This window comes from Chryseobacterium luquanense, assembly GCF_026460945.1.
Classification (GTDB): Bacteria; Bacteroidota; Bacteroidia; order Flavobacteriales; family Weeksellaceae; genus Chryseobacterium; species Chryseobacterium luquanense.
This window is the reverse complement of sequence record NZ_JAOVZV010000015.1, coordinates 176,288-199,228: the sequence shown is the minus strand read 5'-3', so window position 1 is coordinate 199,228 and position 22,941 is coordinate 176,288. Positions and strand designations below refer to the sequence as shown.

Sequence of the window (22,941 nt, the reverse complement as noted above, 5' to 3'; positions counted from 1 at the left end):
AAATTTTGTGAGTTGAAAAATATAAAATGTGGATTTTTTCTACAATCCTTATCTTTTTATGAAGTGGTTTTTCTTACTTTAATACTCTTTTTTGAAGCTTTAATTAACTATTTCAACATCAATAATATTTGTTTAGAAGCTGTAAGAATTATTGTTTCAATTATATTATTAATTATTTGTTGGGTTCCTATTTCAGCACCATTATCAGAGAAGTTTCGGAATGTGTATTTCTCATTATTTTGGGTGATAATATGTATATTTTGGATGATAATTATAGAGGATTTTGTAACATCTATTTTACCTATTTTTATTTATATATATACTCAAATTGCTCGATTAATTTTTAAATGGATTTTTAAAATAGAGCCAATTCCTTTGCTCGTCTACAAAGAAGCCATTCATCGATACAGTAAAATTGAGAACAGAAAATCAAGTCAAAATGATTTTGTTTTTAGTATGCTTGTTTTTATCGTAGGTAGCATTTTTACTATAACAATTTCTATATTATGTAACAAATACTAATGCTTTAAAATATTAATTTTAATAAATTTAAAATATCTAAACACTTTACCTATATTATGATCACAGATAAAGAATTCACCCTAAGACTCATCCGTCAGTTATCTCAAGCTTTAGAAAAACTAATCTTAGACAAACCCGAAGAAAGTTTAATGCAGAAAGATCTGGATTTTGATTCTTTAATGAAAGACATTTTTAAATTTGATTTTAAAGAACTTTCAGCAAAATCAAAAGAAGAAGTTATTGAAATCGTCAAAGAAAGACAGGAAAGAGATCACAAAGACTATTATGAAATGCTCGGAAATCTATTTTACTATAACGGAAAAGTACTTGCAAATAGTGATTTTTTAGACAAGGCAAAGACATTCTATGAGCTGTATTTACAAACCAGTGGAATTTTTGCGCTTCCAATTATTAACAGAATCACCGAAATAAAAAAAGCACTTGAATAAAGTGCTTTTATATTTTTAGAATGTAATGTTATAACTTCCTGTGGATGAAACACTGGCTTTTTCGGCTTTTACATATTTCTTAACCCACGCAACAGAAGTGGAAACCACACAAGGATCTGAGACTCCGCCCGATCTTCTAGCGGAAGAAACATTTCCGGCTTTATCTACGGTGTAAGCAATGGTAATCGATCCACTTGCAGAGCAATTGTGACTCGGTTGAGCTCCTCCTCTTCCCATCGTTCCTGGAATATAACCAACTAATCGACGGTCAATTCCTACTTTGCTGTCGCCATTTCCATCGCCACCTAAAGGATCTCCATTGTTACCAATTCCATCACCTGTACCTTGACTTCCAGGTTTTGTTCCACGACCCTTAATTAAATTTCCGATTGCTGCATTACCCTTTCCATCGCCGCTTCCTGTTTTAGAATTGACTGTCGTTGCAGAGCTTTTTGTGCTTTTCGTTGTTGAACTTGCCGTTGATTTTTTATTCGTTTTAGAATCTTCTTTTTTAGGAGCGGTAACTTTGGTATTGTTTCCGGTAATAATTTTATCTTTTACCTCGCTTTTCTTAGCTTCAGGTTTTGGTTCTGGAGTAATTACGGTTTTGGGTTCAGAAACAACATTTTCAACCGATTCAGGAGCAGTTTCTACAGCTTTTGCAGCCAAGCTTCCTTCTTGATTGGCCGGTTCATCAATTCCAGCTCCATTTCTGTTATCTCCGAAATTGACGAGCATAGTTGTGATAACTTCAGGCTCTTTTTCACGCACCGTAGGTTTCATTTTATAAATGAAAACGAATATCAAAATAGCAGACCAAATAATGATAGAAAGCACAGCGCTTTTTAACTTATCTTTATTTTCTTCATCCCTATTTATCGTGTAACCTCTCATTTTTGATTATTCTTTAACCGTTGCAATAGCAATATTAAATTTATGCTTTTCTGCAATTTCCATTAAGAAAACCACATCTTTATGCATCGTACTTTCGTCTGCTCTGATGGTAAATGATTTTGCTGATTTGCTCTGAAGATCGGCTACAATTGTTTGTTCTACCAATTCGCGGCTTACAGGTTTGTCATCAACGTAATAAGAACCATCCGGTTTTACGCTTACCGTCATCGGATTAGGAATGTTATCTTCCACACTTCCTGTTTGCGGAAGTTTTACATCAATTGCACTTTGATTAGCCGCAGAAGAGGTAATCATAAAGAATATCAACATCAGCAAGATAACGTCTGTCATCGCTGCTAAACTAAATTCTGGGTGCGCTTTATTTCTTCTCTGAATTTTCATAGATTTATAAAGGTTTATTAATGATATCTAAAAATTCTCCAGAGATATTCTGAGTTCTCAATACAAACTTATCAATTCTTGTTAAAAGTAAATTATAGAAAAAGTTAGCCGGAATTGCCACCGCTAAACCGACCGCCGTTTGCCCAAGAGCCGTATAAATACCTTCCGAAAGCGTTTTTGGTGAAAAAGCACCTTCTGCATGAGACAAATCAAAGAAGGCAATAATCATCCCGATAACGGTTCCTAAAAGCCCCAACATCGGAGCAATACTTGGAACAGCTGCCAAAAGATTTAAATGTTTTTCCATATTGGCAACTTCAATCTGAGCTTGAGATTCCATTGCACTTACAATATCAGAAACAGGTCTTCCCAATCTTGAAATTCCTTTTTCTAAAATTCTGGATTCCGGTGAGTTTTGCGTTTTACAATAATCTGCTGCAGCTTCTATCTTTCCGTTTCTTATGAAATCTTCAATGTTATTCATAAAATTAGAATCTGTTTTGGAAGCCATTCTCTGGATAAAGAAAAATCTTTCAAAAAACAGATACACTGAGAAAACTCCCAATGACAAAACGGTTACCATCACTATCTTAGCGAAGATTCCACCATGAAAAAGGATATCCCAAAAAGAAAATTCAATTTTCTCGAGAGGTACAGCAGGTACAGTAACCTGTGCAAACAAAATCTGAGTAAGTTCCGTTAACAGCATTAATTGATTATTTTATAAAGGTTTTAAACGACAAAAATAACGGAATATTATCAATACTTATCTTAAAATAAGCTTAAAAAACACATCCCAAATATAATAATGTCACAAAAAAGCAAATTTCTTTCCAAAAAAAGATTTGAAAAGAAATTTACAATTAATATTTAAAAGACAATTAGTCTTCGTCTACAATAATTTCGTCTGGTGTAAATTCACACTTTAGTCTGAAAGGAAGCGGTGTATCTGAACCGGTATAAAAATCATCAATCGTTCCTTTCCAAATTACCTGAAGTTCGTCTTCTTCATTTTTCTCAAAGCAAAGTTCGTTGTCGTAAATGAACGCATCTTCGTCATCAAACAAGTTTACTTCTGTGTAAACCTCATCGTCGGAATCGTTGATTTCAAATTTCTTTCCTTCAATTTCTGAAGAATCTATCGGAAATTCAATTACTTCTAGCGATAGCTGAGGAAAATTATATTGTAAAGAATCGTCGTCAACATGGTCTAAACTGTCATCTGTGATGACCTCAACTTCCAGAAAATGTTTTTGATTACTATAAAACGCTTTGCAATAAGTATTTTTAATATTGTATTTAAGCGTTTCGTCCGGATGGTAAATTTTTAAAATCCCTTTCATTATTTCTTAAAAAAGAACTGTAATACTATGATTGTTAAATGCTTTAGGCAAAGATAAAAAAATGTGTGAATTTGAAAACTGTTTTGAAAATTATTTTCACTAAAATCTCAGTTTAAAACAGATTTGATTTACAATATTGGTTATTTTTGTGAATTAACTCTTTAAAATTAAATGCAGTTCACAAATTTTGTAACAACAATTGCATTTCTTCTTACAAATAGAAAAATAAAGATTATCAATGAAAAATATTGTATTTAAAACCTTAATCGGGCTTGGTTTAGCGGTAACTGTTGCTTCGTGCAAAAAATCAGATTCACCTTTAACGAAAGTGACACCAACAAATATTGATTCTATCGCCTCAAATTATTATGAACAATATTTAAAACTTTATCCTTTGGAAGCCACATCACAAGGAGATTTAAGATATAACGACCAACTTTCCATTAATATTGATAAAGATTTCATTTCAGGTGAAGTTGCATTTTATAATTCAGTTCAAAAACAGCTAGAAAACGTTGATTACAAAGGCCTTTCCGATGAAGACAAGGTGGTTTATGATGTTTTGGATTATACTTTAAAAGACAAAATTGAAGCCTATTCTTTTCATCCGGAATATATTCCGTTTACCCAGTTTGGAGGACTTCCGTTGAATTTCCCATTGTATGGAAGCGGACAAGGAAGCCAGCCTTTTAATACTGAAAAAGATTACGAAGATTGGTTAAAAAGAATGGAAAAATTTCCGGAATGGATGAATGCTGCAACAGAAAATTTCCGTGAAGGAATTAATAATAAAATTGTTTTACCAAGAAAATTGGTCGTAAAAATGATTCCTCAAATGAAAGCTGAAGAAATCACTACTTCCGATTTTGAAAAGAATATTTTCTACGGACCGATAAAAAATTTCCCAAAAGATTTCAGCAAAGAACAGAAAGAAAAATTAACAAATCTGTATAAAGAAGCGATTACAAAAAACATCATTCCGGCTTACACAAAAATGGGCGACTTTTTAGAGAAAGAATATTTGCCTAAGTCAAGAGAAACAGATGGTTACAACAGCTTACCGAAAGGAGACAACATTTATAAATATTATGCTAAAAGCTGGACAACTACCAATAAAACTCCCGAAGAAATAAATAAAATCGGGCTACAACAAGTTGCGATGCTTCGTGGCGAAATGGAAAAAGTAAAACAGCAAGTTGGTTTCAACGGAACGCTTGAAGAGTTTATCAATTCTGTGAAAACAGATCCCAAAGCAATGCCTTATAAAACGTCAAAAGAGGTGTTGGATGGGTTTAATGGAATTTTAGCTAAAATTACTCCGAAGTTGAAAACCATGTTCAGCGTAACGCCAAAAACGAAGTTTGAAATCAGACAAACTGAAAAATTCAGAGAAGCAAGTGCAAGTGCAGAATATATTCAGGGAACTCCGGATGGAAAAAGACCCGGAATTTTCTACATGCCACTTCCGGATCCATCCAAATTCAACGTTACTTCCGGAATGGAGTCTCTGTTTTTACACGAAGCAATTCCTGGACATCATTATCAGGTTTCTCTGCAGCAGGAAAATACAAAACTTCCTAAATTCATGAGATTCGGTTGGTTTGGAGCTTATGGTGAAGGTTGGGCACATTATTGCGAGACTTTAGGTCCGGAATTCGGTTTGTACACAGATCCTTATCAAAAAATGGGGTATTTGAGCGATCAAATGCTTCGTGCGGTTCGTTTGGTTGTTGACACAGGAATTCACACCGGAAAAATGACGAGAGAAGAAGCCATCACTTATTTTCTGAACAACATTGCTTACGATGAAGCTGGAGCAACTGCAGAAATAGAGCGTTATATGGCAATGCCTGGACAAGCTTTAGGATATAAAATCGGTTCTTTAAGAATCCGAGAATTGAGAGAAAAATATCAAAAAGAATTGGGGAATAAATTCAGCTTGGCAAAATTTCATGATGAAGTTTTAAACCAAGGTTGTCTTCCTTTGGATGTTTTAAATAGAAAAATGGAGCTTTGGAAAAAAACCCAGAAGTAATTAAAACATACACAATAAAAGCTAAGGCTCTTTTGAGTAATTCTAAAAACAATATCTGTTCCTATAAAAAATAATAAATTATGATTGAAAATTTAAGAGTTGACAAAAGTCAAACACCTGAGAAATTTCAACATCTAACGAAGGAGATATTAGACTTTTTGATAGACAAATTACAAACTCTCGATAACTTAGAAAAGGAAATATATGAACGATACCAAGTTTTACAATTAGATACAAATCCCAATCAAGCGCATGAAGATGAAGATGGACTATGGGAAGAATATTTCCAACGTTGTGAAAAGATAATTGCTCCTATCAGTATTAAACCATATAAGGATAATCGCACGTTTGGTAAGCCAACGCATTATGACTATCTGAATAATGCAAATACTAAAATCATACTGATATTAAAATCAATTAATCGTGGTATTGTAGAATTACAGTTTGATAATGGAGTAGCGAAAAAAGAACAATTTATAATAAAAAAAGATAACGATAGTTGGAAAATTGACACAAAAAAATACAGTTTTCCAGGAGAAGGTGTTTGGCGAAAAGATGAAATATAGTTTCAATAGAAAATAGTATTCAGGGGCTGTTTTAGAACTAAAATAAATAGGTAAAATGATTACAACAAGTATAAAATCTCTATTCACAAGAGATTTAAATCAATTAAAAAAAGAAATAGAATCCTCCCAAAACGAAGACTCAATCTGGAAAGTTGATAAAAGCATTTTAAACTCTGCAGGAAATTTAACTTTACATTTGGTTGGAAATATTAATCATTTTATCGGAGCGATTTTAGGAAATTCAGGTTATGTAAGAAACAGAGAACTTGAATTTTCATTAAAAAACATTCCGAGAGCCGAATTGATTGAGAAAATTGAAAACAATTGAGGTTGTACATTCTTCTCTTGAAAAAGTTTCAGAAGAAGATTTGAATAAAGAATTTCCCATTCAAGCATTGGGTTATCCAATGACAACAGAATATTTTTTGATTCATTTGCTTGGACATTTAAGCTATCATTTGGGACAGATTAATTACCATAGGAGGTTGTTGGATGTGGAGTAATTTTTAAAGCCTTGCATTCTTAAACCACCCCGTCTAAATTTTCTTTGAAAATTTATCCACCCCTCCATTGGAGGGGAATTTTTGCAGCTGCTGTATTATTTATCTTTTTCTTCAAATAGCATTTTTGTGATAAAGTCTTTCTCTCCTTTTCCTCTTGCGGGAGAATATTCTCTTCCGTAAAAAATAATCTGTAAGTGAAGTTTATTCCAAACCTCTTCTTTCCAAATGCTTTTGGCATCTTTCTCGGTTTCTACAACATTTTTTCCGGAAGTCAACTTCCACTGTGTCATTAATCTCTGAATGTGCGTATCGACCGGAAAAGCAGGAAATCCGAAAGCCTGACTCATTACTACAGAAGCTGTTTTATGACCAACTCCGGGAAGCGCCTCGAGCTCTTCATAAGTTTGTGGCACTACTCCATTATGCCTTTCTAATAAAAGCTCTGCCATTCTTTTCAGATTCTTGGCTTTTGTATTTGAAAGTCCGATTTCTTTGATTAATTCTTTGATTTGATACTCTTCCAACTTCGCCATTCTTTGCGGTGTTCCCGCAACAGCAAAAAGCTCTGGCGTAACCTGATTGACCTTCTTATCGGTTGTTTGAGCGGAAAGAGCAACTGCAACCATCAAAGTGTAAGGATCGGTGTGGTCTAAAGGAATAGGAACTTCCGGATATAATTTCTCTAATTCTGACTGAACGAGTGCCGCTCTCTGCTTTTTTGTCATTTAATTATTAAATTTGAGCAAAAATAAATCATTATGCTGAAAGTTGGAGATAAATTACCACAATTTGAAGGAACAAATCAGGATGGAGAAACTATTAATTCTGAAAAATTAATAGGAAAGAAATTAGTTATTTTCTTTTATCCACAAGCAAATACTCCAACTTGTACGGTTGAAGCTTGTAATTTAAGTGACAATTATTCGCAGTTGGAGAAAGCTGGATTTCAACTGTTGGGAATTAGTGGAGATTCTGTAAAAAAACAAAAAAACTTTCACAGTAAATTTGCATTTCCTTATGATTTAATTGCTGATGAAAATCGTGATGTTATTGAGAAATTCGGAGTTTGGCAGGAGAAAAAAACCTTCGGCAAAACCTATATGGGAATTGTAAGAACTACTTTTATCTTCGACGAAAAAGGAATTTGCACAAGAGTGATTGAAAAAGTAACTTCTAAAACTGCTGCAGCACAGATTTTGTAAGCATAATTTTAAATGCAAATATTATTTATGTCAATCAAGAACCTCATCATTTTGCCATTACTTTTATTTTGCAGTTTTATAAGTTCGCAAAAGCTTAATGATGAGATTTTTATTATTTATAAATTAAAATCTGAGAAAACTTTAAATAAATCAAAGAAAAATAGTTTAAAAAATCAAACGATTTATGGAAATTCAAAATCTGAAAATCTTCACAGTGATTTTGAAAAAGATTTAATAAAATTTGGTTACAAAAAAGTTGAAGACCTGAAAAGCAATCAGATTTTTGAGAAGCTTAATTCTTTGAAAAATGGCAAAAACAGTTATGATACCGCTTGTTTAAAAGTTTACAGAGATATTTTAATTTATAAAAATCAAAACAATAAGATTATAAAAATAATTAAAATTTGCACTTCTTGTTATGCAAATCAAGTAATAACTCCAAAAAGCAGTTATGAGTTATTGATGAATTTTGAAGATTATGATTTTTTAGATGAGCTATTGTAAAAAAGGAGTTAAAATTATTCCGTTTCGTAATACCTCAGCTCTTCATTTTCATTCGGAAGCGTCACATATTTCTGGAATTTTAAACCTAATCTTTCAATTAATTTTTGAGAAGAGAAATTGTCATTTGTCGTAATTGCTGAAATTTTCTTTAAACCAAATTCATTCATTCCGACAGATTTTATCTTTTGGGCAGCTTCAAACATCAAGCCTTTTCCTTCAAATTTTTCGAGCACAGAAAAACCAATATCAACTACGTCTAAACCCTCTCTTTCGAAAATTCCTACAGCCCCAATTTTTTGACTTCCTTCTTTGAGAATGATCAAATAATTTCCAAAACCCAACCTTTCAATTTGAGGTAAAAATCTATTTTTGATGTAGTTTTCAGCATCAGAATGTGTTTTGAGATTTTTGTCACCAATAAATTTGATGAAATTTGGCATATTGTAAAGCTCAAGAATCACATCTGCATCTTCCAACGAAATTGGACGAATAAAAAGTCTTTCGGTTTCGTAGAAATTATTTTCGTTTTTTGACAGGTTGCTTTTTGGGGTCATCTTTTGGCTCTTCTTTCTTTTCGATTTTTAAAAGTCGTGGATTATTTTTACAGTTTTTAGTGTAAACTTCAATATAAGTTCCGTTCTCTTTTACATTTGACACAACACCTGTAGCCTTATTCACCGTCAATGTAAAATGCGATTTTTGGTAAGGACATTCTTTGGAAGTCACTTTCCCCAAATCAAGATAATAATTGTTTTTATCTTCGTAATAATTAGCCGCAACATCTACAAAATGTTCATCTATCAAATAACCGTCTAAAACTGCAGATATAGCAGCTTCTTCCACGTTATCAATCTTGCCGATAAACTCTTTTAATTCTCTTATGTCTGTTATATAAATGATTTTCCCGCCAACAGAAGAAACGATATAATAAAAACTTTCTTCTCCGGGTCTTAGATTAAATCCTGCAAATTGCGGAAGATAATCCTGTTTTGTTCCGGAAACTTTTATCTCTTTATTTTTGCCGTAGTTATTGTATACTAAAACCCAAAAATCAATCTTACTGTTAGGATTTATTTTAGCTAAAACTCCGTCAATATTTGTGAATTTTTTCTTGTCCTGAGAGAAAACCGATATTCCCAAAAACAGGAAAACAAAAAGAAAAATGTGATTTGTACTTTTTTTCATAACTAGAAATTCTGACAGAAATTATGACAATATTTACATGAATTTCTCTCCTTTTTTAAGACTTTTTAAATCTAAAACATAATCTTTAATCTGCTGATCGTGTTCTCTCGGGCAGATTAAAAGAACTTTGTCTGTATCTACAACAATAAAATCTTTTAGCCCGTCAATAACGACCGCCTTATTGTTTTTAATATGAACGATATTTCCGCCAGAATCGTATGTAAGTGCCGTTTTTATATTGATTGCATTATCATTTTCATCTCTGTCACTGTTTTCGAAAACGGAAGTCCAGGTTCCTAAATCGCTCCAGCCTAAATCTGCAGGAATTACGTAAACATTTTTGGCTTTTTCTAAAATACCGTTATCTATTGATATTTTTTGAATTTTAGGATAAATCAATTCAATACAGCTTACTTCTGCTTCGGCATTGTATTCACACGCTGTAAACTGCTGCGTCATATCAGGAAGGAAAGTTTCAAAAGCTTTATGAATCGATTTTACATTCCAAATAAAAATTCCGGCATTCCATAAGAAGTCTCCGCTTTCGAGGAAGCTTTTGGCAATTTCAAGAATCGGTTTTTCGGTAAAAGTTTTAACTTTATAGTAATCTGAATCTTTTTTCTCAACAAACTGAATGTATCCGTAACCTGTATCGGGTCTTGTAGGTGTAATTCCCAAAGTCACCAAATAATCATTATTTGCAGCAATATCAAATGCCAATTCAGCTTTTTGTAAAAAAACATCTTCTTTTAAAATCAAATGATCTGCAGGAAGCACAATCATCGTCGCATTCGGATTGATTTCTTCAATCTTATTCGCCATATAAAGATTACATGCCGCCGTATTTTTCATCAAAGGTTCTCCAACAACATTATCCTCCGGAATTTCCGGCAATTGCTGATGAGAAAGAGCTACATACTCTTTATTGGTAATGACAAATATATTTTCGCTGGGAATAATTTTACTGATTCTATCATAGGTTTGCTGAATCATCGTACGACCAGTTCCTAAGATATCCTGAAATTGTTTTGGAAATTTCTGTGTGCTTAAAGGCCAGAATCTGCTACCGATTCCTCCCGCCATAATCACACAGTATTTATCTGAATTTGACATATTTAGCTGCATTTTTTCACTCTTGCCAATGGTTTGAAAGAATACTTTCTTCCCGTGGCCAGATTAACACAAAGATAGTTTTTTTTGATAAGACCTTCCAACAAATACTTCTCGTTTCTGTAAAGGAAATGCTCACCTTTTTTTAGTTCTTCTATATATTGAAGTTCATCTTCATTATTTTCAATGTGGAAATATTTCACCAAATCCGGACTTGCCATAAAATTAGCTTTCGGTGAATAGGAAAATTTAGAAATAATCGGTTTTAAATCTTCCTCATAAACATCAAGGCTTTCCAAAAGCATTTCCCGGAAGGTAAATTTCCACTCATTTCCGTGGGGGGAAATTCTTCTTCCGTATTTTTCGAAAGCAATGAGATGTGCTAATTCGTGAGTTAAAACGAAAAAGAAAAGCTGCGGAGCCAGAGTAGAATTGATGGTAATTTCATGCGATTGATCACGAAGCTTCCTGTAATCTCCAAGCTTGGAATTTCGATTTTTTGTTACCTTAATATGAATAGAATGATCTGAAAACCATTTCCTTAAGTATGAAAGTGTATTTTTAGGTAAATATTTTTCTAAAGACTGAATAGACATTTTACAAACTTAACGGAATTCCTGAATAGAAATTCAATAATTTAAGACTGAAAAGATAGTTAAATTTTGCTTGCTGTACAGAACCTTGAGCATTTGCGTAGTTATTTCGGGCAATATTCAAATCAAAAATTGTTGTACGACCTGCAGCATAGCTTTTATCGGCAAAATCCATCGCTAGTTTTGTGCTTTTTTCAGCTTCTGTTGCAGCAAGATAAATTTCGTAATTTGCATCAGCGTCAAACTGAGCCTGTTGTACATTCTGTCTTACCGTCAATTTTTGCTGTTCCAAAGTTGTTTTTGCAATATTTTCATTGATTTTTGACTGCTCCACCTGAAGTTTCGTAATTCCTTTATTGAAAATTGGAATATTTAAACTCACTCCCCCTTGTTGCCCAAAATTATCTTTATACTGATTGAAAAAACCACCTTCTTTTACATAGAAAAATTCATTTCCTACGTTATTTGTATTCAGCAAATTATTATAAAAAGTTCCAACACCCAAACTCGCAGTAAGAGTTGGCCAAAAAGATGTCTTGGTAACCTCTGTCTGTGCTTCTGCCGATTTTATTCTGCTTAATGCTGCTTTTATTTGTGGTTGGTTTTCGTAAGCTTTTTCTAAAACATCTTCTACAGCAATCAATTGTGGCGTTAAGCTTTCAGAAACCTCAACATCTACTATATCAAAATCTTTATAATCTTTTAACTGAAGCAATTGCGCCAAAGCAAATAAACTTCTTCCAACGTTTACTTCGGCAGTTTTAAGGTTTTGTTTTTCTCTGGCCCAAGCTGCCTCTGCTTCTGCCTTAACAGTTTGAGCAGTTGTACCAACTTCTGTCGTAATTTTTGCTCTTTCTAATTGTTTTTTCGCATTTTCAGTTGCACTTTGAGAAATTTTCACAATTTCTTTATTTAGCAAAGTGGTTAAATATTGTTGAGCAATCTGAAGAGAAATATCGTTTTGAATGGTCTCAATATCATACTGACTTGCTTCTACATCGAATTGAGTTTTTCTAATTGTTTTTTCAAGTTTACCGTTGTTATAAACCAAAATATCTGCGGAAAGGTTAGCATTATTTCTAAATACGTCATTCCTGATGCTTCCCGTTCCCAAAGAAGCCTGCCCGAAACTTACATTATTTCCCACGTTTGCATTCACAGAAGGAAGATAATTTCTCTGAGCAATCTTAAGATTAGAATCCTGAATCTGTTTCGAATATTCATTTTGAATCACCTGAAGATTATGCTTCACTGCATAGTCTACACATTCACGCAAAGACCATTTTTGCTGAGCATTAATTCCTGCGAAGGCTAATCCCAAAACTACAATCAAAACTCTTTTCATAAGGAAATATTTATGTTTTAATCAACATCATCGCCACTTTAAAGCATAAAATAAATTTAACGCAACGATTTTGAATTCTCTTTTTCCACATTAGACGCTAAGATTTAGAAAAAGTTACAGATTTAGAAAATTATTGTTTCATTTTAATGAAAGTTTTGAGAATTTTGTGGCATGACAAACGAACAATATCTTGAAGCTGTAGAATGGCTTTTCGTTCAGGCTCCAAATTATCAGATTGATGGTGAAAAAGCATACAAACCAGGATTGGAAAATATCACAAAACTTTGTGCTTTTTTTGATAATCCGCAAGATAAAATAAAGTGTATTCACATCGGAGGAACGAACGGAAAAGGCTCTACAAGCAATATGCTTTCTTCCGTTCTCCAAGAATCTGAGTACAAAGTTGGTTTGTACAATTCACCACATCTTATTGATTTTACTGAAAGGATTAAAATTAATGGCAAAAATTGTGATAAAGAATTTGTCTATGAATTTATTCAAAAACTAAAAAAACTTCCGGGAGATATTCTACCCTCTTTTTTCGAGTTTACGACCATTATGGCATTTGAATATTTTGCTCAACAAAATGTAGATGTAGCCATTATTGAAGTTGGTTTGGGCGGAAGATTAGATTCAACAAATATCATTAAACCTTTAATTACTGCAATTACAAATGTGCAATTAGATCACCAAAACATCTTAGGAAATACGATTGAAGAGATTGCAGGCGAAAAGGCAGGAATCATTAAAGCTAATATTCCGATTATTTTTGGAGACGTCAATAAAACGGTGAAAAATATCATTAAAAATAAAGCCGATGATGAAAATGCACCTTTTGTTGATGCTACTCTACTTAAAACCGAACTAAAATCAGATTTAAAAGGAAATTACCAAGACAAAAATATTAAAGTTGTTTTAGGCTTAATTGAAGAATTAAGGAAATTAAATTTTACAATTTCTAATAAAAATATAAAATCCGGACTTTTAACGGTACATCAAAACACTGGATTTATCGGTCGGTGGTTTGAGTTTTCCCAAAATCCTTTGACGATTTGTGATACCGGGCATAATCAAGCCGGTTTGGAATATGTTTTTTCGCAGTTAAATTCTATTGAAAAGCACAAACATATTATTTTAGGTTTCGTTAATGATAAAAAAATAGATGAAGTAATGACTTTACTTCCTAAAAATTCTGAGTTTTATTTTGCAAAACCATCAATAAACAGAGGAAGACATCCTCAAGATTATGAAGATTTATTAATTGACGCAAAAATAATTTACAAAATTTTCGATACCGTACAAGATGCGTATCTTTCTGCAAAACAAGAATGTACAAACCAAGAAATGATTTTCATAGGTGGAAGCAACTTTGTCGTAGGAGAATTTTTAGAAAAAAATTTGGAGATTTCCGAATAAGTCGTATATTTGCACCACTCTAAACGAGGAAACAAGTATAGTGGGGCTCTTAGCTCAGTTGGTTCAGAGCATCTGGTTTACACCCAGAGGGTCGGGGGTTCGACTCCCTCAGGGCCCACTAAAAGGATACTGAAGCCTTTCTAAATATTTCAGGGCTCTTAGCTCAGTTGGTTCAGAGCATCTGGTTTACACCCAGAGGGTCGGGGGTTCGAATCCCTCAGGGCCCACTAAAAGGATACTGAAGCCTTTCTAAAAATTTCAGGGCTCTTAGCTCAGTTGGTTCAGAGCATCTGGTTTACACCCAGAAGGTCGGGGGTTCGAATCCCTCAGGGCCCACTTAAAGGATACTGAAGCCTTTCTAATAATTTCAGGGCTCTTAGCTCAGTTGGGTCAGAGCATCTGGTTTACACCCAGAGGGTCGGGGGTTCGAATCCCTCAGGGCCCACAAAACCTCTCAATTTATTGAGAGGTTTTTTTGTTTCAAATATTCTAAAATTTATTTTATTTTCTTCAGCAATAATCCCAATTTAAACAAATCCAGATAGTTAAGATTTGGATTTTCGGAAAGTAAATTCTTTTTAATTCTGGTTTCAATTAAAGTGTAAAAATTTAGAAATACATTTTTCAATCCAGCTTTTATAATTTTTTTTGCTACTTTGAAAACCTTAATGTCTTTTATGAATAATTCATTTTCAGAATTTTGATAAAGTTGATAAAGTGAATGAATGGCTATCTCAGTTTTTTTAAGAAAAACCTCATTAGATGTATCATCAATATGAATAACAGGATTTTGAATTGCAGAAAACTTCACATTTCCAAATTCCAAAGTTTTAGCAAATACAAAATCTTCGTACCCGTAATTTACCAAATCTTCATTGAATGAAAATTTTTCAAATACATCTTTTTTAATAATAAAATTAACCGTTTTTAAAAGCGAAAAATTGGATGATTTCTCAACAGAAAAAATTTCTTTTTCAACAGAATATCTATTTCGTAAAGTTTTTGAATATGCTGAATCAATTCTGAAATTACCATATACAGCCTCTACTCCCCTATTTCGCTGAATTTCCTTTAAATAATTCTTTAGAAAATTTCCATTATCTATTTTGACATCACAATCCAAAAACAACAGATAATCACCATCTGTGTGCTTCAAAAATAAATTTCGAATTTTAGATCTTCCTACATTTTTCTCAAGCAAAATAAATTCTTTTACTTGATTTAAAAGTTCATTATTTATATGCTTAAATTTTTCATCAGAGGCATCATCAATAAGAATAATTTCTGCGTCAATTAAATTATTTTGTATTTCTTTTTTAAGATCATAAACTAATTCTCTAACATCAAAATTATAAACCGGAATGCAAACAGAAATTTTCATTCTGCTAAATTTTATTAATGATTTGTTGCACGTTAATTTCCTCTAAACATGCCCAATCTCCACGGAAACATTCTTTATCGCCGAAAACAGAACACGGCCTGCAAGTAAGATCTTTAATTTGCACCACATCATCTTCACTTTGTCCGAATCCTAAAAACCCGGCATAAGGATGAGTTGACCCCCAAATGGAAACGCATCGAGTCCCTACAACACTCGCTAAATGCATATTAGCTGAATCCATCGAAATCATCACTTCAAGCTGAGCAATTCTGTTAAGTTCTTCAGAAAGATTAAGTTTTCCGGCTAAACTTTTGGTGTTTGGAATTTGCTGTTCCCAACTTTCAAGGGTTTCAGTTTCTTTTTTTCCGCCTCCGAAAAAGTAAATCGTATTTTTTTGTGCTAAAATTTTCACAAGCTCAAAAGACTTTTCCAAAGGAAGCATTTTTCCTTTATGCTGAGCAAATGGTGCGAAACCAATTCCCGATTTTTGTATAGTTTGAGGTCTTAACTGATGAGAGAGTTCAAGTTTAAAACCCATATCACGGAAAACATCTGCATAACGTTCTACCGTTTTTCTAAGCTGAATTTTATCTAAATTCCAGACATTGGTAAGATTTTCTTTTTCTTCCTTGCCTTTATTTATTTTAAAAACCTTTAAACCCTTTCTTACATAAAGTTTATCCAATATCTTAGATCGAATAACGTCATGTAAATCAGCAACATAATCTGGTTTATATAGTTTTAGTAACTCTTTTCCCAATCTTCTGATTCCCAAAAAACCTTTATATTCATCAAGGTCAATTCCATGAAATATAACATTCGGAATATCAGCGAATAAGCTCTCGAAATTATTACGTGAAACCATTACAATTTCTACATCGGGATTTTGCTCTAAAAACTCACGAAAAACAGGCATTGTCATTGCAACATCACCAAAAGCGGAAAAACGGTATGCTAAAATTCTGGTCAAAACTATGATTTCAGTTGATAAGCAACGGCGTAAAATTTAATTTGTTTGGTCATTGCCATCAAACCATTGGCTCTGGAAGGCGATAAAAATTCCTGCAAACCGATTTCTGAGATGAATTCAAAATCAGAATCAAGAATTTCCTGCATAGAATGACCGCTGTAAATACTCACCAAAAGAGAAACAATTCCTTTGGGCAAAATTCCATCTGAATCTGCATTAAAGAATAATTTTCCATCTTTAAACTCAGCGTCGATCCAAACTTTACTTTGACAGCCTTTAATTAGATTTTCATCGGTTTTTTTGTCATCAGACAAACCTTTTAATTCTTTACCGAGATCAATAATATATTCATATTTCTGCTCCCAGTCTTCCAAAAAGGCAAATTCATCGATTATTTCCTGCTGTTTTTCTTTAATGGTCATTGTAACAATTAATTTCAGCAAAGATACTAAATTTAGAAACTTAAATTTTTTACTGAAATATTTTCAAATAGTAAGGTTGTTGAAGGTTTAAATTTTAATTACGGGAAAAATCAACGCATGATTTCTGAGAAGCTTTATCAAAAACCTCCAGTAATTTAATTTCTTCATTTTCCCAACAAAGAATCTCAGAAGCTTTTTCCAACTCAGGTTGATAATTTTTTCTTCCTTTATCTAAAACTTTACCTATTGCAGCAGCAATATTTTCAGGTTGATGATTTTCAATAATTTCTCCGACATCAAACTGATTTTTAATGTTTAACATTTCCGGCAAATTTGCCATAATTAACGGAACTCGAGCTTGAATGCAATCTAAAACTTTGTTGGGAAGCGAATAAAGATAACTTTCGCCACCATTTTCTTCGATGCTCATTCCTAAATCTGCAGTAACAGTTATTTTTCTTAAATCTTCAGGTAATAATTTCCCTAAAAACTGAACTTTATCCTGAAGTTTTTCTTTGAGAACCAAATCTTCGTATTCTTTCTTTTTCGGTCCGTCACCTGCAATTTTAAAAATAACATTTTCTAGATGATGCATTGCCAAAATGGCTTTATCAATTCCACGAAAGGGATTAATAGCACCTTGATACAAAAAAATTTTAGGCTGATTATGTGGAATTTCAATATTAAAGTCTATTTTTTTCGGAGCATTTTGTACAATTATTGGCTGAATTCCATATCTATTCTGAAACCAATTCCCATAACTTCCACTTGCGGTAATCATGAATTCGATATTCGGAACGATCTTATTTTGTAAATATCTCCACAATTTCTGTGACATTTTGCCCTGAACTGCAGGCATTTCAGAAAAAATTTCGTGACTGTCAAAAACCAAAGGAATTTTATATTTTTTTGAAATCAAATAATTGGGTAAAAGCGCATCCAAATCATTGGCATGAAGAATAACATTTTGATTTTCTTTTATTTTTCCATACAGTTCCCAATACAATTTCCAATTAAATTCAAAATAAGCAGTTTTCAAAGTTTTAGAAACAAGAGGAATTCTTGAAAATGGATAAGGACGTTCCATTTTTTCTGCACCACCCCAATTATTTCCAATTAATTCTACTTCGTATCCGTTTTTGTGTAAAGTTTGGCAGACTTTCTCGATTCTTTGGTCTGTATAAAGATTGCTGAATGCCGAAGTCAGTATTTTTTTTCGACTCATTTTTTTTTCTTTGCAGTCAGTAAATGATACACCTGAACGAAACAAATTATTGCATTTGGAATAATTACCGGCCAAAGCATTCCGCTGAAAATACCATAAATGACAAAACAGATGCAACCAACCAAATTGATAATCCTGATTTTGGTTAAATCTTTAAGGATGAAACTTAAAACAATAAAAACTGAAGCGGCATAACCGATATAATTTGTAATCTCGGAACTCATTAGAAAAATTTGAGGAAGACAAACTTAGTCATTTTCAATAAGATAAAAAACATTTATCTGCCATAAAGTCATTCTTTGTTTTTTGGTAAAATATTTGTAATTTAGATATTGATTAAAAGTAATACTGCTTTTTTTCTAACGAGATACATTATGGATTATAAGTTTTCACAAGGTTTGAGCCAAGTGTTCAAACAAAGCAAAAATGAAGCTAAGCGGCTGAAAAGTGAATTTCTTAATACAGAACATCTACTTTTAGGTATTATAAAAACAGAAAACTCTGCAAAAGAAATCCTTCAAGGGCTGAATGCCGATTTAACACAAATCAGAAGAAAAATTGAAACTTTAAATACAGCAAGTCTAAATCCTATTTCTGAGGAGGTCACCAATATTTCATTCACTAAAATGGCAGATCATTCCATTAAACGTGCAGAATTAGAGTGCAGACAATATAAAAGCAACGAGATTAATACCGTTCACTTGCTTTTGGGCATTCTATATAAATATGAAGATCCTACCTCAAATATTTTGGGAGCTTACGATATCGACTATGAAGGAGTTTCGAGAGAGTATCAAACGATGCTGAAAAATTCCGGAGAAGCGCCACAGAATTCGGCTTACGATGATGATGACGACAGAGAAGAATTTGAGCAGATGAGAAAACCTACAGGAAATCTTGGTTCTGCGAAAAGTAAAACACCTACATTGGATAACTTTGGTAGAGATTTAACTTCTTTGGCAAGAGACGGAAAACTAGACCCAGTAATCGGTCGTGAAAAAGAAATTGAAAGAGTTTCTCAGATCTTATCAAGAAGAAAGAAAAACAATCCGCTGTTGATTGGTGAGCCCGGAGTTGGTAAATCTGCCATCGCTGAAGGTTTGGCCTTAAGAATTCAGCAGAAGAAAGTTTCTAGGGTTCTTTTTGGTAAAAGAGTAATCACTTTGGATTTGGCGAGTTTGGTTGCCGGAACAAAATACCGTGGTCAGTTTGAAGAAAGAATGAAAGCGATTATGACGGAACTTGAAAAGAACCGTGACGTAATTTTATTCATTGACGAGTTGCACACAATTGTTGGAGCAGGAAGTTCTACAGGAAGTTTAGATGCTTCCAATATGTTTAAGCCGGCTTTGGCAAGAGGTGAAATTCAATGTATTGGTGCAACAACTCTTGATGAGTACCGTCAATATATTGAAAAAGACGGTGCTTTAGAAAGAAGATTCCAGAAAGTAATGGTGGAACCTACTTCTATCGATGAAACGATTCAGATTTTGAATCAGATCAAAGATAAATATGAGGAGCATCACAATGTTGTGTATACTGAAGAAGCTATTTTAGCTTGTGTTAATTTGACATCAAGATACATCACAGATCGATTTTTACCAGACAAAGCAATTGATGCGATGGATGAAGCGGGATCTCGTGTTTACATTAAAAACATGAAAGTTCCTACTGCTATTATTGATTTCGAAAAGAAAATTGACGAAATTAAAGAATTGAAGCAGAAAGCTGTAAAAGCTCAGGATTATCTGGAAGCAAGAAAACTGAAAGATGAAGAAGAGCGTTTGCAAATGGAACTGAATTCTGCACAAGATCAGTGGGATAAAGATGTAAAAGAGAAAAAAGAGGTTGTATCTGAAGAAAGTGTTGCTGAAGTGGTTTCTATGATGAGCGGCGTTCCTGTTACGAAAGTCGGCAAAAATGAGTTGGATAAACTGGCTCAGATGGACGACAATATGAACGGGAAAGTAATTGGCCAGGAAGATGCAGTAAGAAAGGTTGTAAAATCTATCCAAAGAAACAGAACCGGACTGAAAGATCCAAACCGACCAATCGGAACATTTATTTTCCTTGGAACAACAGGTGTTGGTAAAACCGAGCTTGCAAAAGTAATGGCAAGAGAACTTTTTGATTCTGACGAAGCATTAGTTCGAATTGACATGAGTGAGTATATGGAGAAATTCGCTGTTTCCAGATTGGTGGGAGCGCCTCCTGGATACGTTGGATACGAAGAAGGTGGACAATTGACGGAAGCGGTAAGAAGAAAACCTTATGCAGTTGTTCTTTTAGATGAGATCGAAAAAGCGCATCCTGATGTGTTCAACATTTTGTTGCAAATCTTAGATGAAGGTCACGTTACAGACAGTTTAGGAAGAAAAATTGATTTCAGAAATACAATTATCATCTTAACTTCAAATATCGGAACAAGAGATATTAAAGATTTCGGAGATGGTGTAGGTTTTGGAACGAATGCCAAGAAAACAAATACAGATTCCCGAGCAAGAAGTACAATTGAAAGCGCTCTTAAAAAAGCATTTGCACCGGAATTCTTAAACAGAATTGATGATATTGTAATCTTTAACTCTCTTGAGCAAAATGACATTAAAAAAATCATTGATCTTGAATTAAACAAACTTTATACAAGACTTGATAAATTAGGCTACAAAGTTGAATTAACTGAAGAAGCCAAAGATTTCATCTCAGAAAAAGGTTGGGATAAAGATTTTGGAGCAAGACCGCTGAAAAGAGCTATTCAGAAATATATTGAAGATTTGTTGGCAGAAATGCTTGTCAATAAGCAATTGTCTGAAGGTGAAACGGTAACTTTAGGTTTAAATGAAGCTAAAGACGGATTGGAAGGTAAAACCCAGAAAACAAAAAAGTCTGCTGAGAAATCTTCTCAATAAATAATTTTTCAAAATAAATAATGATAGCATCGGGAATTTTCCTGATGCTTTTTGTTTTTATAATAATTCATTAGGATAATTCACAATTGTTTGTATTTTTGTGTAAACCTTTAATCATAAAATAATAAATTGAATATGAAATCAAAAAATCTATTCTTTATCTTATTTTCTTCGAGTCTGTTTGCCCAAAGCTTTAATTATGACAGAGATTGGGCCACTTATTTCGGTGGGACTAATACCTATCTTACAGGAATTTATGAAGACAGCTCTTCTAACATCTCTGTAGATATTATCACTACTTATCTAAATCCTACTGGAGGAAGCACTCCTGTTTCTTATTATAATCAGTTTGTGACTTCTGGAAGTCAAACATATACAGGAAACGATCCTAATAACTTATATGGCAAATTTTCATCTTCAGGAAATCTCCTACAGGCAGAATATAAAATATCTTATTTGCCCACATCAAAACAAAACACTTATTTCAGAGATGATCTTGGAAACCGATATGATATGGTGAGTAATATTACAGCTTACACAGCACTTCCATCCGGAGTATGGCTACCAAACAATAATGAGCCAACTGATGTAATCCTTGCTAAATATGATATAAATAATAATCTCTTATGGAAAACCTACGTTCCCAATAATGGAGAATTTTACAATTTTGAGGTCAACAATGACGGAAATATTTATATCGCAGGTAATACAAAATGGCAAACCTTGGCAGATCCGGGTACTTTTCAACAGAATTTCAAGTATGTTTATGATGCTTCAGGGGAACTTTTATCCAATACTTATATCGTAAAATTAAATCCTCAAGGTCAAAAACTTTGGGCAACTTACACCCCTTCCAGTTCAATAAACGGGCTAACTGTTTATGAGAATAATCTTTACATTTTTGGAAATAATGACTTAAATACAACAGAAGCAACATTATCATCCCCAAATACTTTTCAGATTGCAAAAGCAGGACAGTTTATTTCGAAAATTAACGGAATGACAGGACAAAGAATATGGGGAACCTATTATGGAACACCAGGCAATACGCTTGATGCAAGTCTTTCTGATATAAAAGCAGATGAAACAGGAGTATATGTAACAGGAATGACCTTTGGCATAATGGGTGGTATTTATTATGCTACAGAAGGAGCTTATAAATCTCAGACGAATGATGGCGCTGATATGTTTATTACGAAATTCAATCTTTCAGGAAACAGGGTTTGGAGTACCTACATAGGAACTGATGGTTATGATTCTTACAGCGGAGACAGAGGACTTGATATAAAAAATGGGAAATTGCTTTTCACAGGATTACATCACGGAAATTATAATATTTCAACCGCTGGAGCTTTTGCCAGCACAAAACCTAACCCGAATAGTGAAGATCTTTTTTTTGGTATTCTAAATACCAACAATGGACAGCCAGATTTTATTTCGTATTACGGAGGTACTGCTAATAGCCCTTCAGAGACTATTGATGCGAGGTGCAGTTTCTCAAAATCAACCAACGGATTTTATCTGTATGGAGCAACTTATCGTAACAACGGCTTAACATCCACAAATGGTTATCAGCAAGGAATTATTTATCCACCGGGAGTTACAATGGGTCGTTCTGGATATATTGTCAAATTCAATCCTAAATTTCTCTCTACCTCTGAAGTAAATTCTTCTGAAGATTTTGTTCTATACAACAATCCAAATAATGGAAATTTCAGTTTAAAAGGGTCTGTATTAAATAAAGAACCACATATTATCAGTATTAATGATATGTCCGGAAGATTAATTTATTCCAGAAGCATTCAAAAAAGTAAAGAAGAGCATTTTAACCTTGAAAATCAACTTTCGAAAGGAAATTATATTCTATCAATAAAAAAAGCAGATAAAATGTTCGTAAAAAGTTTTAAATTAATTATCAAATAATAGGGCAAAAGCATCAAAAAAAAACTGATGCCTTTTTTATCTAAA

Annotated in this window: 25 protein-coding genes and 4 tRNA genes; 14 read left to right on the top strand and 15 right to left on the bottom strand. The window is 33.2% G+C overall.

The window, feature by feature from the left end; all coding sequences use genetic code 11:
* The first annotated feature begins 578 nt into the window (after positions 1-578).
* Positions 579-971 carry a hypothetical protein gene (locus OEA66_RS13550; RefSeq protein WP_267281873.1) on the top strand — a complete coding sequence of 131 codons (393 nt, stop codon included), beginning with the start codon at positions 579-581 and terminating at the stop codon, positions 969-971.
* A gap of 15 nt (positions 972-986) precedes the next feature.
* Here the strand turns inward: OEA66_RS13550 and OEA66_RS13545 are convergent, their stop codons facing one another.
* From OEA66_RS13545 to OEA66_RS13530, 4 genes are all read right to left on the bottom strand, one after another.
* On the bottom strand, positions 987-1,865 hold the full coding sequence (locus OEA66_RS13545) for a ferric siderophore ABC transporter substrate-binding protein (RefSeq protein WP_267281872.1): 879 nt from the start codon (positions 1,863-1,865) through the stop codon (positions 987-989).
* 6 nt (positions 1,866-1,871) lie between these two features.
* Positions 1,872-2,267 carry an ExbD/TolR family protein gene (locus tag OEA66_RS13540; RefSeq protein ID WP_267281871.1) on the bottom strand — a complete coding sequence of 132 codons (396 nt, stop codon included), beginning with the start codon at positions 2,265-2,267 and terminating at the stop codon, positions 1,872-1,874.
* Positions 2,268-2,271: 4 nt separating this feature from the next.
* Positions 2,272-2,976: a MotA/TolQ/ExbB proton channel family protein gene (locus tag OEA66_RS13535; protein WP_267281870.1), complete on the bottom strand. Its 705-nt coding sequence runs from the start codon at positions 2,974-2,976 to the stop codon at positions 2,272-2,274.
* A 172-nt stretch (positions 2,977-3,148) separates the two neighbouring features.
* A complete protein-coding gene (locus OEA66_RS13530) occupies positions 3,149-3,610 on the bottom strand; it encodes a hypothetical protein (RefSeq protein ID WP_267281869.1) in 462 nt (153 codons plus the stop codon).
* A gap of 238 nt (positions 3,611-3,848) precedes the next feature.
* On the opposite strand from OEA66_RS13530, the gene OEA66_RS13525 reads away from it, so the two are divergent.
* From OEA66_RS13525 to OEA66_RS20450, 4 genes are all read left to right on the top strand, one after another.
* A complete protein-coding gene (locus tag OEA66_RS13525; RefSeq protein ID WP_267281868.1) occupies positions 3,849-5,645 on the top strand; it encodes a DUF885 domain-containing protein in 1,797 nt (598 codons plus the stop codon).
* An 80-nt stretch (positions 5,646-5,725) separates the two neighbouring features.
* Complete coding sequence (locus tag OEA66_RS13520; RefSeq protein ID WP_267281867.1) at positions 5,726-6,211, top strand: hypothetical protein; 486 nt, start codon at positions 5,726-5,728, stop codon at positions 6,209-6,211.
* Between the two features lie 55 nt (positions 6,212-6,266).
* Complete coding sequence (locus OEA66_RS20455; RefSeq protein ID WP_311136921.1) at positions 6,267-6,539, top strand: hypothetical protein; 273 nt, start codon at positions 6,267-6,269, stop codon at positions 6,537-6,539.
* Entirely contained in the window at positions 6,526-6,714 is a 189-nt protein-coding gene (locus tag OEA66_RS20450; RefSeq protein ID WP_311136920.1) for a DinB family protein, read from the top strand. The genes OEA66_RS20455 and OEA66_RS20450 overlap by 14 nt, the downstream gene beginning before the upstream one ends.
* Positions 6,715-6,809: 95 nt before the next feature.
* Here OEA66_RS20450 and OEA66_RS13510 read toward each other — a convergent pair whose 3' ends face one another.
* Positions 6,810-7,439 (bottom strand): endonuclease III domain-containing protein, encoded by a 630-nt coding sequence (locus tag OEA66_RS13510; RefSeq protein ID WP_267281866.1) that lies wholly within the window; start codon positions 7,437-7,439, stop codon positions 6,810-6,812.
* Between the two features lie 33 nt (positions 7,440-7,472).
* Between OEA66_RS13510 and bcp the strand changes: the two genes are divergently transcribed.
* A complete protein-coding gene (gene bcp, locus OEA66_RS13505; RefSeq protein ID WP_267281865.1) occupies positions 7,473-7,916 on the top strand; it encodes a thioredoxin-dependent thiol peroxidase in 444 nt (147 codons plus the stop codon).
* A gap of 27 nt (positions 7,917-7,943) precedes the next feature.
* Positions 7,944-8,420: a hypothetical protein gene (locus OEA66_RS13500; protein ID WP_267281864.1), complete on the top strand. Its 477-nt coding sequence runs from the start codon at positions 7,944-7,946 to the stop codon at positions 8,418-8,420.
* A gap of 14 nt (positions 8,421-8,434) precedes the next feature.
* On the opposite strand, the gene OEA66_RS13495 is transcribed toward OEA66_RS13500, so the two are convergent.
* From OEA66_RS13495 to OEA66_RS13475, 5 genes are read right to left on the bottom strand one after another with little or no spacing between them, the layout of a single operon-like run.
* Positions 8,435-8,974, bottom strand: coding sequence for a GNAT family N-acetyltransferase (locus OEA66_RS13495; RefSeq protein WP_267281863.1), 540 nt, complete (start codon positions 8,972-8,974; stop codon positions 8,435-8,437).
* Positions 8,937-9,605, bottom strand: coding sequence for a hypothetical protein (locus OEA66_RS13490; RefSeq protein WP_267281862.1), 669 nt, complete (start codon positions 9,603-9,605; stop codon positions 8,937-8,939). The genes OEA66_RS13495 and OEA66_RS13490 overlap by 38 nt, the downstream gene beginning before the upstream one ends.
* A 33-nt stretch (positions 9,606-9,638) precedes the next feature.
* Positions 9,639-10,718 (bottom strand): mannose-1-phosphate guanylyltransferase, encoded by a 1,080-nt coding sequence (locus OEA66_RS13485; protein ID WP_267281861.1) that lies wholly within the window; start codon positions 10,716-10,718, stop codon positions 9,639-9,641.
* 2 nt (positions 10,719-10,720) lie between these two features.
* Positions 10,721-11,311 carry a SprT-like domain-containing protein gene (locus tag OEA66_RS13480; protein ID WP_267281860.1) on the bottom strand — a complete coding sequence of 197 codons (591 nt, stop codon included), beginning with the start codon at positions 11,309-11,311 and terminating at the stop codon, positions 10,721-10,723.
* A gap of 1 nt (position 11,312) precedes the next feature.
* Complete coding sequence (locus OEA66_RS13475) at positions 11,313-12,653, bottom strand: TolC family protein (protein WP_267281859.1); 1,341 nt, start codon at positions 12,651-12,653, stop codon at positions 11,313-11,315.
* 171 nt (positions 12,654-12,824) lie between these two features.
* On the opposite strand from OEA66_RS13475, the gene OEA66_RS13470 reads away from it, so the two are divergent.
* The 5 genes from OEA66_RS13470 (at position 12,825) to OEA66_RS13450 (ending at position 14,514) form a co-directional block, all read left to right on the top strand.
* Positions 12,825-14,069, top strand: coding sequence for a bifunctional folylpolyglutamate synthase/dihydrofolate synthase (locus tag OEA66_RS13470; RefSeq protein WP_267281858.1), 1,245 nt, complete (start codon positions 12,825-12,827; stop codon positions 14,067-14,069).
* Positions 14,070-14,112: 43 nt separating this feature from the next.
* Positions 14,113-14,187 (top strand) — tRNA-Val (locus tag OEA66_RS13465).
* Between the two features lie 34 nt (positions 14,188-14,221).
* Positions 14,222-14,296, top strand: a tRNA-Val gene (locus OEA66_RS13460).
* A gap of 34 nt (positions 14,297-14,330) precedes the next feature.
* Positions 14,331-14,405, top strand: a tRNA-Val gene (locus OEA66_RS13455).
* 34 nt (positions 14,406-14,439) lie between these two features.
* Positions 14,440-14,514 (top strand) — tRNA-Val (locus tag OEA66_RS13450).
* Positions 14,515-14,565: 51 nt separating this feature from the next.
* Here OEA66_RS13450 and OEA66_RS13445 read toward each other — a convergent pair.
* The 5 genes from OEA66_RS13445 to OEA66_RS13425 all read right to left on the bottom strand — a co-directional run bounded on the left by OEA66_RS13445 (position 14,566) and on the right by OEA66_RS13425 (position 18,291).
* Positions 14,566-15,450 (bottom strand): glycosyltransferase family 2 protein, encoded by an 885-nt coding sequence (locus tag OEA66_RS13445; RefSeq protein WP_267281857.1) that lies wholly within the window; start codon positions 15,448-15,450, stop codon positions 14,566-14,568.
* Between the two features lie 4 nt (positions 15,451-15,454).
* Entirely contained in the window at positions 15,455-16,420 is a 966-nt protein-coding gene (locus tag OEA66_RS13440; protein WP_267281856.1) for a glycosyltransferase family 9 protein, read from the bottom strand.
* Positions 16,421-16,422: 2 nt separating this feature from the next.
* Entirely contained in the window at positions 16,423-16,842 is a 420-nt protein-coding gene (locus tag OEA66_RS13435; RefSeq protein WP_267282010.1) for a SufE family protein, read from the bottom strand.
* Between the two features lie 94 nt (positions 16,843-16,936).
* Positions 16,937-18,067 carry a glycosyltransferase gene (locus OEA66_RS13430; RefSeq protein ID WP_267281855.1) on the bottom strand — a complete coding sequence of 377 codons (1,131 nt, stop codon included), beginning with the start codon at positions 18,065-18,067 and terminating at the stop codon, positions 16,937-16,939.
* The gene (locus OEA66_RS13425) at positions 18,064-18,291 is read right to left on the bottom strand and encodes a uroporphyrinogen decarboxylase (RefSeq protein ID WP_267281854.1); all 228 of its coding nucleotides are present in this window, start codon (positions 18,289-18,291) and stop codon (positions 18,064-18,066) included. The genes OEA66_RS13430 and OEA66_RS13425 overlap by 4 nt, the downstream gene beginning before the upstream one ends.
* Positions 18,292-18,441: 150 nt before the next feature.
* Here OEA66_RS13425 and OEA66_RS13420 point away from each other — a divergent pair, with 150 nt between their 5' ends.
* Together OEA66_RS13420 and OEA66_RS13415 are read left to right on the top strand one after the other, a co-directional pair.
* Complete coding sequence (locus OEA66_RS13420; protein WP_267281853.1) at positions 18,442-20,973, top strand: ATP-dependent Clp protease ATP-binding subunit; 2,532 nt, start codon at positions 18,442-18,444, stop codon at positions 20,971-20,973.
* Positions 20,974-21,108: 135 nt separating this feature from the next.
* Positions 21,109-22,896 (top strand): T9SS type A sorting domain-containing protein, encoded by a 1,788-nt coding sequence (locus OEA66_RS13415; protein ID WP_267281852.1) that lies wholly within the window; start codon positions 21,109-21,111, stop codon positions 22,894-22,896.
* Positions 22,897-22,941: the final 45 nt, after the last annotated feature.